The following is a 10,959-nucleotide window of genomic DNA, read 5'->3' as shown; positions in this document are numbered from 1 at the left end:
GCCCGCGTGAGATCCACGTCCGCGAACTCCGCGTACGCGAGATCCACGGCGAGGAGCGCGGCCGGCGCGGCGTCCGACAGGCGCGCGAGATCGCCTTGAGACGCGACGAGGCCGGTCGGGTTGTTCGGCGACACGACCGCGACGAACGACGTCCTCGGCGTCACCGCCCGCGCCATCTCGTCGGTCGGCAGCGCGCCCTCCAGCCAGGGGATCCGCACCACGTCCGCGCCGCTGGCCCGGACGTAGCGCTCGAGCATCTCGAACGTCGGCACCGGCAGGATCGCCTCACGCCCCGCGCACAGCGCGACGCGCGCGGCCCGCTCCAGCCCGTCGTCGGCGCCCGCCGTCACGACGACGCGCTCCGCGGGCACGCCGAGCCGTTCGGCGAGGAGCCCCTCGAGGGGGCGCGCGCTCGGGTAGCGCCGGAGCTGTTCCGGCCCGACGGCGCGAAGCGCATCGAGCAGGGACGGCGGCGGCGCCGGCCCCTCGTTCGCGTCGAGCGCGAGCGTCGCCGGGCCCGCGGGCGGCCTGGGCGCGTACGCCGCGGCCGCGCTGCCGGGGGTGGGGACGAAGGTCGTTTCGGTGCGCATCTCCGCCTCCCCTACGGCACGATCTGCGCGAGCCGGGTCACGACGATGTCGGTGCCGCCGCGCTGCTTCACGAGCGGGATGAGCTCGGGCAGCTGCCCCCGAGGCACCGCCGCCTTGACCGCGTAACCGCCGCCGCCGTGGAGCGGGGAGAGCGTGGGCTCCCGCATGCACGGGAGCGCCGCGACGACGTCCGCGAGCCTGTCGGCCGGGACGTTCACCTCCATCATGACGCGCCGCCGCGCCTCGAGCACCGACGAGAGCACCAGGGAGAGGCACTCGATCCGCCGCCGCTTCCCGGGGTCGTCCATGGCGAGGGGGCTCGCGTACAGCCTGGTCGAGGAGGTCATCAGCTCCTCGACGACGACGAGCCCGTTCGCGCGCAGCGTGTTGCCGCTCGCCGTGATGTCGACGATAAGGTCCGCGTCCTCTGGCGGGAAGACCTCGGTGGCGCCGTACGCGCGCACGAAGCGCGCGTCGAGGCCGGCGCGGGCGATCCACGACCGCGTCCGGCTCTCGTATTCGGACGCCACAACGAGGCGGCGCCCGGGCAGCCGGCCGCCGGAGAGCAGCTCGGCCGGGGCCGCGGCGACCATGCGCACCGCGTCCAGGCCGGTGTCCAGCAGCTCGACGAGCCGGACCTCGCGCTCGGCGACCCAGTCCGCGCCCGCGAAGCCGAGATCCCGCGATCCGGCCGCGAGCATCTCCACGATGTTCTGCGGCTTGAGCAGCTTCACCTCGAAGCCGGGGATTGAAAGGGCGGGCCGGTACTCGCGCTCCGAGGCGCGCCAGCCGATCCCCGCGTCCTCGATGAGGCGGAGCACGCCTTCCTTTATGCGGCCCTTCGGGAGGGCGAGGCGCAGTTGTGTCGATGTCATTTCCGGTCCTCCTCTCCCCGCGCGAGGCCCGAACCGGTTTGTTTGTCGTGGATACGAAAACGCCGGCTCAGGGCCGGCGTCGGGGTGTTTGATCGCTGCTTCGGTTACACCGCCGTCACCCAGCCCGAGAGGGGCCGTGATGATGGTGGCGTCTGGCCGAGCGCGTCGTCATGAGCGGATTACTACGCCACGAAGTTCCGCGAGTCAAGATCACACGACTTCTGCTAGAACTCTTCCCATGCTCGACAGGCTCAAGGCCGCCTGGATCGTGCTCTGGTGGGCGCTCGCCTCGATGGTGTTCTTCGCGCCGATCTCGCTCGCCGGGTTCGTCGGCCCGAGCGGGCGGCTCGCGTTCCGCCTGTGCCAGGGCTGGACGTGGTGGGCGACGGTCGTCTGCGGCGTGCGGCTCGAGGTCGTGCACAACCCCGGCGTCGACGCCTCGCGCTCGTACATCATCATGTCCAACCACCAGTCGCTCTTCGACATCCCGGCGCTCATGCTCGGGCTCGGGCTGCAGTTCCGGTGGGTGATCAAGAAGTCGTTCGTGTACGTGCCGCTCTTCGGGTGGGCGCTGTGGGCCGCGCGGCACGTGTTCATCGATCGCTCGAACCCCAAGCGGTCACTGCGCAGCATGGACGCCGCGGCGCGGAGGCTCCCCAAGGGCGTGAGCATCGCCGTGTTCCCCGAGGGCACGCGCTCGGACGACGGCGCCATCCGCGAGTTCAAGAGCGGCGGGTTCCTGCTCGCGGTGCGGAACGGCCTGCCGATCCTGCCGGTCACCGTGAACGGCTCGTGGCGCCTGCTGCCGGACAAGCGGTCGATGGCGTTCCACTCGGGACCCATCCAGATGATCGTGGGCGAGCCTATCGAGACGGCCGGGCACGACCGCAAGAAGATGGACGCGCTCGTCGAGCGGACCCGCGCCGCGATCGCCGCGCGCCTGGATCCGGAGTACCCGCGGCGGGGCTGACCGCGCCGGCCTTCACCGCTTGACGATCCGGAAGCAGCGGTGGGTCTTGGGGTCGCGGAAGTCGGGCGGGATCGTCTTCGCCGAGATATCCTCGATCTCCGCCGCGCCGCGCGGATCGAAGTCGAGCGCGAAGCGGCGCAGGTTCGTGGAGAAGTAGACGACGCCGCCAGGCGCCGTGACGCCGAGGACGCTGCGGAGCAGGGCCGCGTGATCGCCCTGCACGTCGAACGGTCGCCGCATCCTCTTGCTCTTCGAGACGGTCGGCGGATCGACGACGACGAGCTCGTACCCGCCGGCGACACGGCCGTCCTCCAGCGCGGCGATCGCGTCGTCGCGGACGAGGCGGTGCGCGGGCCCGGCGAGGCCGTTCAGGCGGAGGTTCCGCTCCGCCCAGTCGAGGTAGCGCTGCGAGAGATCCACCGTCGTCGTCGACGCCGCGCCCGCGGCCGCGGCGTACACGGTGAACGAGCCGGTGTACGCGAACAGGTTGAGGAACCGCCTGCCGCGCGCCTCCGCGGCCACGAGGCGGCGGGTGATCCGGTGGTCGAGGAAGAGGCCGGTGTCGACGTAGTCCGAGAGGTTCACGAGGAAGCGGTGTCCCCCCTCGCCGACCTCGATCTCCCGCCCGCTGCGGCGGAGGCGATCGTACTGCGTGCCCCCCGGCGCCTTGTCGCGCCGCTTCAAGTGGATCTGATCGGCGGGGACGTCGAGCGCGGCGGCGACCCTCGCCGCGAGGTGCTCCGCGCGCGCGGAGAGCGCCCCGGGCGCGGCCGGCGCCGGCGCCTCCGGATCGGCGCCGTCGTCGCGCGAGAGGTGGCTGACGTGGAGGCGGCCCTCGTACCAGTCGACGACGAGCGGCAGCTCCGGGATGTCGCGATCGTACAGGCGGAAGCAGGAGATCCCCTCCGCCTTCAGCCACGGGCCGAGCCGGCGCCGGTTCTTGCGGATCCGGTTCACCAGCATCTCGGCCTGGCGCTCCCACGTCTCGCGATCGGCGGCCATTCGCCCTCCTCGTCGCCTCGCGAGACTGATCCCGCGTTTTCGTTTTTTCCGCAACCCGCGGCGCCGATCGCGCATACTCTCGGCATGAGGCTCGAACGTTGGCCGGCGCGCGCCGAGCTCGGGGACGGGCCGAGCGCGACAGGGGGAGAGGGCGTCGCGGGGTTCGCGGTGCCGACGGCGGCGGGGACGTTCGGCGTCCTCGCGTCGCGGCGCGGTGTCGTCGCGGTGCTGTTCCCGTGCTTCGGCGCGGCCGAGCTGGAGCGCCGCCTGTCCGAGCGCGGGTTCGCGCTGGGCGTGGGTGGGCGAAGGCGCGCCATCGCGGCGGGGATCGAGCTCCGGCGCTACCTGAGCGGCGAGGTGACCGCCTTGTCGACCCCGATCGACACGAGCCGCCTCACACCGTTCCGAAGGGACGTGTACCGCGCGCTGGCGAGGGTGCCGTGCGGCGCGACCGTCACCTACGGCGAGCGCGCGCGGCTCGCCGGACATCCGGACGCTGCGCGCGCGGTCGGCGCGGCCATGCGCGCGAACCCGACGCCGATCTTCGTCCCGTGCCACCGCGTCGTCCCGGCCGGCGGCGGGCTCGGCGGCTGGTCGGGGCCTGCGGGCTGGAAGGCGCGGCTCCTCGCGCTGGAGGGCGCCGCTATCTAGGCGCGGCGAAGGAGCAGATCGGGCAGTCGGCCGGATCGTGCCCGCGGGCCCTGCAGCGCTCGCGGCCGAACAGGATCATCTGCAGGTGGATCTTGTGCCACGCCCGCTCGGGGAACAGCCCCTTGAGGTCGCGCTCGGTCTCGGCGACGGAGCTGCCCGAAGAGAGCCCCCACCTGCGCGCCAGCCTGTGGACGTGGGTGTCCACCGGGAACGCGGGCGCGCCGAACGCCTGCGCCATGACCACGCTCGCGGTCTTGTGCCCGACGCCCGGCAGCGACTCGAGCTCCGCGAAGCTCTCCGGCACCCGCCCCCCGAACCGCGCGACGAGGATCGCGGACAGCTCCGAGATCGCCTTGGACTTCGCCTTCGTGAGCCCGCACGGTCGGATCAGGTCGGCGATCACCTCCCGAGGGAGGCGCGCCATCGCCTCCGGCGTCGAAGCGCGCGCGAACAGGGCCGGCGTCACGGCGTTGACGCGGACGTCCGTGCACTGGGCGGAGAGCACCGTGGCGACGAGCAGGGCGTACGGGTCCTCCCGGCGCAGGGGAGCGACCGGGTCCGGGTACATCCGATCGAGCACCGCGGCGATGCGGCGCGCCGTCTTCTTCCGGTCCATGGGCCGAGCTTACAACCGTCGCGTAAAAATCGATAAAACAGAGTATGATCCCGATATCATAAATGGCGGAGGATGCCGCGCACTAATAGACGAGTCGGACAACGTCGGCCGCGCGCGGGTGGCGAGGGCGGCCGAAGACGGAGGGTGCGATGCTCTCGACGATGAAGGTTCTGCTCGCCGGGGTTTTCGCAGTGGCGCTCGCCGCGGTCGCGTGCGAGGGCGGCGGCGGCGAGGGAGGGTTCACGCCCGGCACCGACTCGGACTCGGACGGCGACACGGATTCGGATACCGACGCCGACACGGATGTCGATTCGGACTCGGACACGGATTCGGACACGGATTCGGACACGGATACGGATTCGGACACGGATTCGGACTCGGACGCCGACGGCGGCACGGACGCGGACTCCGACTCCGACACCGATCCGCCCGCGGAGTGCACGGACGCGGACGGCGACGGCTGGTGCCTGCCGTTCGACTGCGACGATACGAACCCGGACGTCTACCCGGGCGCGATCGAGGATGACGGGAACGGCTACGACGACGACTGCGACGGCGCGATCGACGAGCCGCCGTGGCAGGAGCTCGACCTCGACGGTGACGGCTACTCGACGATCGACGGCGATTGCGACGACGGGAACGAGTTCGTCAACCCGGAGGCCATCGAGGATCTCGGCGAGGACGAGACGGGTGACGGCGTCGACAACGACTGCGACGGCTCGACCGACGAGGTGGAGACGTGCGCGTGCGGCGGCACCGGCAACGAGATCACGAACCTCGTGTGCGCCATCGACGTCTGCATCTACGAGTGGGAGAGCCTGTTCTACTTCGGCGGGAGCATGGCGAGCCCGAGCGGCGTCACGGCCGGCACGATGCTCGATCCGGCCACGCAGGCCGTGACCAAGTTCGGCACCCCGGCGAACCTCAACGCGAGGAAGAACGGCTCGTACACCCTCTTGTCGAGCGGCACGGCGCTCCAGACCACGGGCGGGCGGTCGACCTCGCTGGCCGGCTCGTCGTACACGGACCCGTGGGACACGAGCACCGCGTACGACGCCGTCGAGCTCGTGCTCTCCCTGCGCGCGCCGTCGAACGCGCTCGGCTTCTCGTTCGACTACATCTTCTTCTCGGCGGAGTACGACGACTTCATCGGGACGACGTTCAACGACAAGTTCTACGCGATCATGAACGGCCCCTCGACCGGCAGCGTGGACGACGTCATCAACTTCACGGCGTGCCGCGACACCGCGTCCGGCGGGTACTACGACTTCATCGACTCGGCCGCGTGCCCGACCCACCCGTACGGCCACTGCTGCTACATCGCCGTCAACAACTCCTACTCGGAGTGCTGCTGGTACGGCGGCTGCCCCTCCGGCTACTCGGACTTCAGCATCGCCGGGACCGGCTTCTCCTGCGCGTCGAGCTCCGGCACCGACAGCTCGGCGTACGGTTCCTCCACGGAGTGGCTGATGACGACCGCCGCGGTCCTGCCGGGCGAGTCGTTCCAGCTCCGGTTCCACGTCCACGACACCGGCGACCACATCTACGACTCCGAGGTGATCATCGACAACTTCCGCTGGCACACCCAGCCGGTCGAGCCCGGCACCCACCCGATCGAGTAGGCGGGGCGAGGAGTTGAGAGCCATCGCCGCTTTGGGGACGTTGTCCTTCTGCCTTCTCTCCTGCGGCGGCGCCCCGCCCGCATCGACGACGGCGCCCGATCCACAGGCACAACCGGATCTGCAGCCGGAACCTGCCGCGCAGCAGGAGCCCATCGCGCAGCAGGAGCCCGTCGCGCAGCAGGAGCCCGTCGCGCAGCAGGAGCCGGATCCCGCGCCCGCACCGCAGGCGGATCCGGAGCAGGCGGCCGAGATGCTCGAGCTCGTCCGGGGAAACGTCGCCTCGACCGATCTGAGCGCGCTCGTCGAGATCCGGGGCGCGCGCATCGAGGGACCCGACGGCGGGCCGGTCCCGGTGTCGGGCTACGTCAACCTCATCTACGAGGTCGAAGTCGTGACGCCGATCCGCGGGTGCGGAAAGACGAAGATCTTCTCGTTCGCGGAGATGGCGGAGGCGGGCTACAAGCCCATGAAGGACGGGACGGCGCTCTTCGTCAGCGTCTGCCGCGACGAGGACGGGCGCTACCACACGCCGGACGTCGGCTACGCCATCCCGCGGTCCGAGCTGCCGGCGGACGCCGCCCTGCGGCTCGCCGCGAAGCCGCCGAAGCGGGGCGCGAGCGCCTGTCGGGAGTAGCCCCGCTCTTGCTTTTCGAGCCCCGCCGGATTAGCTTGTCTGCCGGTTTCCGCAGCCGGTGACACATGCTCAAGATCGTCAAGAAGCTCCTCGGGACCAACCACGAGCGCAAGATGAAGGGGATCCGCCCCGTCATCGAGCGGATCTCGGCGCTCGAGCCGAGGATCCAGCGGCTCACGGACGCGCAGATCCGGGCGCAGACCGCGCTGTTCAAGGGGCGCATCGAGCGCGGCGAGGCGCTGGACGACATCCTGCCCGAGGCGTACGCCGTCGTGCGGGAGGCGTCGATCCGCGCCCTCGGGATCCGGCCGTTCGACGTGCAGTTCATAGGCGGCGTCGTGCTGCACGAGGGGTGCATCTCCGAGATGAAGACCGGCGAGGGCAAGACGCTCGTCGCCGTGGCCCCCGCCTACCTGAACGCGCTCGGCGGCAAGGGCGTCCACATCGTCACGGTCAACGACTACCTCGCCAACCGCGACGCGGAGTGGATGGGCCGCATCTACAACTTCCTCGGGATCTCCGTCGGCGCCACGCTCCACGGCCAGTCGCGCAAGGAGAAGCAGGACGCGTACCTCGCCGACATCACGTACGGCCAGAACAACGAGTTCGGTTTCGACTACCTGCGCGACAACATGAAGTTCAGCATCTACGACTACGTCCAGCGCGCGCTGAACTACGCGATCGTCGACGAGGTCGACTCGATCCTCATCGACGAGGCGCGGACGCCGCTCATCATCTCGGGCGAGCCCGAGGCGTCGTCCAGCCTCTATTCGACCATCAACGGCATCATCCCGCGGCTCCGCAAGGAGACCGACTTCATCGTCGACGAGAAGGGGTTCTCGGTCACGCTGACCGAGGAGGGCGTGGACCGGGTCGAGAAGGCGCTCGCCATCGGCAACCTCTTCGATCCGGAGAACATCGATCACCTGCACCACGTCAACCAGGCGCTCAAGGCGCACAACCTCTACAAGCGCGACGTGAACTACATGGTCGACGACGAGCAGAAGATCGTCATCATCGACGAGTTCACGGGGCGCACGATGCCCGGCCGCAGGTGGTCGGACGGCCTGCACCAGGCGATCGAGGCCAAGGAGAACGTCCCGATCCTCGAGGAGAACCGGACGCTCGCCACGATCTCGTTCCAGAACCTCTTCCGCCTCTACGGGAAGCTCGCCGGCATGACCGGCACGGCCGAGACCGAGGCCGAAGAGTTCATGAAGACGTACAAGCTCGACGTGACGGTCATCCCGACGAACTGGCCATGCGTGCGCTACGACAACCAGGACGTCGTGTACAAGTCCGAGCGGGAGAAGTTCACGGCGATCGTGGACGAGATCCTCGCCTGCCGCGGGCACGGCCAGCCGGTCCTGGTGGGCACGGTCAGCGTCGAGAAGTCCGAGGCGATCCACAGGATCCTGTCGCGCAAGGGGATCGAGCACAACGTCCTCAACGCCAAGCACCACGAGAGCGAGGCGTACGTCATCGCGCAGGCCGGGCGGAAGGGCTCAGTCACGGTCGCGACGAACATGGCGGGCCGCGGCACGGACATCATCCTCGGCGGCAACGCGGAGATGATGGCGCGTGGCCGCATCAACCCGGACGAGGACGCGCCCGGATACCGGAAGCTCGTCGCCGAGTACAAGCGCCAGTGCGAGCTCGAGCGCGCGGAGGTCATCGGCGCGGGCGGGCTGCACATCCTCGGGACCGAGCGGCACGAGTCGCGGCGCATCGACAACCAGCTGCGCGGGCGTGCGGGCCGCCAGGGGGATCCCGGGACGTCCCGCTTCTTCCTGTCGCTCGAGGACGACCTCCTCCGGATCTTCGGCGCCGAACGGCTCGCGGGGATCATGACCCGCCTCGGGATGGAGGACGGCGTGCCGATCGAGCACAAGATGGTGACGCGCTCGATCGAGAACGCGCAGAAGAAGGTCGAGAGCCGCAACTTCGACACCCGCAAGCAGCTGCTCGAGTACGACGACGTCATGAACCAGCAGCGCAAGACGATCTACGCGCTGCGCAAGCAGGTGCTCGAGGGCAAGTACCGCACCGAGGCCGGCGTCGGCTCGTCGGACAAGGCCGTGAGCCTCGCCGAGGTCGAGAAGCGCATGGTCGACCGCGAGGTCCCCGAGGAGCAGGTCGAGGAGTTCCGGAAGCTCCTCGCGGATCCGATCCGGCGGATCGTCATCGTGCTGTCTCGGCTGCGCGAGGCGCCGCCGCCCGGACCGGACGGCTCGCTGCCGGTGCCGACCCTCGACGACGTCGTGGAGATCTTCCCGGACAGGGTCGAAGAGCAGGTCTACGCCTTCTTCGGGGTCAAGCCGGATCTGCGATCGACGAGCGATCCCAAGGAGGCGTACGAGCACCTCGTCGGGCTCATCCCGCGCTCCCTCGCGGCGCAGCGCGAGCGCCTCCTCGACGACATCGACGGCGTGCTGCTCGGCCTCGTCGACGAGTACTGCCAGGGCAACAACGAGGAGGGCTGGAACCTCGAGGAGCTCGCCCGCGCGGTGCAGGGGAAGCTCGCGTTCCAGGTGCCGAGCCTCAAGGACTCCCGCAGCATCGACGATCTCTCCGAGCGGCTGTTCGGGCTCGCCGAGCAGAGCGTGGTCGCCAAGGAGAAGGAGATGGGGAAGGACGTCCTCCTCACCGCCTTCCGGCACTTCTACCTGCGCGAGATCGACAGGCAGTGGCTCGATCACCTCGCGGCGATGGACAACCTGCGCGCCGGCATCGGCCTGCGGGGCTACGGCAACCGGGATCCCAAGCAGGAGTACAAGCGCGAGGGGTACGAGATGTTCACCGAGATGATGGGCAACATCAAGGTGAACGTGCTCGAGAAGACGCTCCACGTGAAGATCGAGCGGCAGGAGGACGCGCAGCGCATCGCTATGCCGCGCCGCACGGCGAAGACCATCGAGGGGCGCGGCGGCGAGGGCGGGGGAGGGCCGCAGGAGCGGCGCAAGCCGTCCACGCAGAAGCGCGAGGCCCCCAAGGTCGGCCGCAACGATCCGTGCCCCTGCGGGTCGGGCAAGAAGTACAAGAAGTGCCACGGCGTGAACGCCTAGGGATCGCGCTCGCGGCCGCGATCGCCGTCGCCAGGTGCGGCGGGGGCGCCGCGGGGATCGCGGAGCCCGTCCCCGCCGAGGCGAAGCCGACGACCTCCGCTCCCTACGCGGCGCACTACGGCGGGGAGGCAGAGCCCGCCGCGCTGACGGCCGAGGAGGCCGCGATCGTCGCGCGGATCGAGGGGGAGGGGCCGCTCGGCTGCGCGATCGAGGAGCGGCTCGTCCGCGCCGCCCGGAGGCACGCCGCCGTGCTGGCGTCCGCCGCCGGATCGCAGGGCGAGGCGGAGATCGACCACCTCCGCTTCGCGGTGCTCGCGGAGGGCGGGACGGAGTACCAGCTCGCGCCGTTCGCGACCCGCGATCTCGAGGCCGGGCTGCAGGATCTCGCCGCGTTCGTCGCCGAGCACCGCCGCGACGTGACGCACTGCGGCTTGGGAAAGGCGGGCCGGGGGGGGCGCGACGTGGTGGTGTGGGTCGGCGCGAAGCGCGCCGTGTCGTTCGCGCCGATCCCCGTGTCGAGCGAGGTCGGCACCGCGCTCACCGTGAGCGGGACCGTCTCCGGCGCCCCGGGCGCGGCGCGGGCGTACCTCGGGCTGCCGGACGGCTCCGCGGACGCGCTGGCCGCGAGGGTCTCGGGGGGGGTGCTCACCGTCGAGGTGCCGTTCGAGAGGCGGGGCCGGTACGAGCTCGAGATCCAGGTCGATCTCGGGGGCGGACCCGAGACCGCCTCTCTCCTCCCGCTCTTCGCCGGCGTGCCGCCGGACGGGCGCCCCACGATCGCGGCGGGCGCGGACGACGGCGGCGCTTCGGCGGAGGCGCCGGACGCGCGCATCGTCACCCTCGTCAACGCGGCGCGGAAGCGCCTCGGGCTCGCCCCGCTCGCGCGGGACGCGCGGCTCGATCGCGTCGCGGCGGCCCACTGCGCCGACATGGT

10 protein-coding genes are annotated in these 10,959 nt (G+C 70.6%); 6 read left to right on the top strand and 4 right to left on the bottom strand.

What is annotated here, in order from left to right; genetic code table 11:
* Positions 1-590, bottom strand: a 590-nt coding sequence (locus tag M0R80_27965) for an aminotransferase class I/II-fold pyridoxal phosphate-dependent enzyme (protein ID MCK9463475.1), incomplete at its 3' end; no start/stop codon positions are given.
* An 11-nt stretch (positions 591-601) separates the two neighbouring features.
* Positions 602-1,465 (bottom strand): ATP phosphoribosyltransferase, encoded by an 864-nt coding sequence (gene hisG / locus M0R80_27960; GenBank protein MCK9463474.1) that lies wholly within the window; start codon positions 1,463-1,465, stop codon positions 602-604.
* 238 nt (positions 1,466-1,703) lie between these two features.
* Between hisG and M0R80_27955 the strand changes: the two genes are divergently transcribed.
* Complete coding sequence (locus M0R80_27955) at positions 1,704-2,435, top strand: 1-acyl-sn-glycerol-3-phosphate acyltransferase (GenBank protein MCK9463473.1); 732 nt, start codon at positions 1,704-1,706, stop codon at positions 2,433-2,435.
* 12 nt (positions 2,436-2,447) lie between these two features.
* Here the strand turns inward: M0R80_27955 and M0R80_27950 are convergent, their stop codons facing one another.
* Entirely contained in the window at positions 2,448-3,437 is a 990-nt protein-coding gene (locus M0R80_27950; GenBank protein MCK9463472.1) for a class I SAM-dependent methyltransferase, read from the bottom strand.
* A gap of 84 nt (positions 3,438-3,521) precedes the next feature.
* On the opposite strand from M0R80_27950, the gene M0R80_27945 reads away from it, so the two are divergent.
* Positions 3,522-4,088: a methylated-DNA--[protein]-cysteine S-methyltransferase gene (locus M0R80_27945; GenBank protein ID MCK9463471.1), complete on the top strand. Its 567-nt coding sequence runs from the start codon at positions 3,522-3,524 to the stop codon at positions 4,086-4,088.
* Here the strand turns inward: M0R80_27945 and nth are convergent.
* Positions 4,081-4,704, bottom strand: a complete 624-nt coding sequence (gene nth / locus M0R80_27940; protein ID MCK9463470.1) for an endonuclease III — start codon at positions 4,702-4,704, stop codon at positions 4,081-4,083. The genes M0R80_27945 and nth overlap by 8 nt on opposite strands.
* Positions 4,705-4,853: 149 nt before the next feature.
* On the opposite strand from nth, the gene M0R80_27935 reads away from it, so the two are divergent.
* The 4 genes from M0R80_27935 to M0R80_27920 all read left to right on the top strand — a co-directional run.
* A complete protein-coding gene (locus tag M0R80_27935; GenBank protein ID MCK9463469.1) occupies positions 4,854-6,326 on the top strand; it encodes a putative metal-binding motif-containing protein in 1,473 nt (490 codons plus the stop codon).
* Positions 6,327-6,339: 13 nt separating this feature from the next.
* Positions 6,340-6,960, top strand: a complete 621-nt coding sequence (locus tag M0R80_27930; GenBank protein ID MCK9463468.1) for a hypothetical protein — start codon at positions 6,340-6,342, stop codon at positions 6,958-6,960.
* Positions 6,961-7,073: 113 nt separating this feature from the next.
* Positions 7,074-10,025 carry a preprotein translocase subunit SecA gene (gene secA, locus M0R80_27925; protein ID MCK9463467.1) on the top strand — a complete coding sequence of 984 codons (2,952 nt, stop codon included), beginning with the start codon at positions 7,074-7,076 and terminating at the stop codon, positions 10,023-10,025.
* The coding region (locus M0R80_27920) for a hypothetical protein (GenBank protein ID MCK9463466.1) at positions 10,004-10,959 on the top strand (956 nt) is incomplete at its 3' end. The genes secA and M0R80_27920, both read left to right, overlap by 22 nt.

This window comes from Pseudomonadota bacterium (assembly GCA_023229365.1).
Classification (GTDB): Bacteria; Myxococcota_A; Polyangia; order JAAYKL01; family JAAYKL01; genus JALNZK01.
The sequence above is the reverse complement of the archived record's forward strand: the minus strand, read 5'-3'. Positions and strand labels throughout refer to the sequence as shown.

What these genes read in the sequence shown, in the direction of transcription:
- hisG (MCK9463474.1), bottom strand. Translation starts at nt 1,465, where the DNA reads ATGACATCGACACAACTGCGCCTCGCCCTCCCGAAGGGCCGCATAAAG.
- M0R80_27955 (MCK9463473.1), top strand. Translation starts at nt 1,704, where the DNA reads ATGCTCGACAGGCTCAAGGCCGCCTGGATCGTGCTCTGGTGGGCGCTC.
- M0R80_27950 (MCK9463472.1), bottom strand. Translation starts at nt 3,437, where the DNA reads ATGGCCGCCGATCGCGAGACGTGGGAGCGCCAGGCCGAGATGCTGGTG.
- M0R80_27945 (MCK9463471.1), top strand. Translation starts at nt 3,522, where the DNA reads ATGAGGCTCGAACGTTGGCCGGCGCGCGCCGAGCTCGGGGACGGGCCG.
- nth (MCK9463470.1), bottom strand. Translation starts at nt 4,704, where the DNA reads ATGGACCGGAAGAAGACGGCGCGCCGCATCGCCGCGGTGCTCGATCGG.
- M0R80_27935 (MCK9463469.1), top strand. Translation starts at nt 4,854, where the DNA reads ATGCTCTCGACGATGAAGGTTCTGCTCGCCGGGGTTTTCGCAGTGGCG.
- secA (MCK9463467.1), top strand. Translation starts at nt 7,074, where the DNA reads ATGAAGGGGATCCGCCCCGTCATCGAGCGGATCTCGGCGCTCGAGCCG.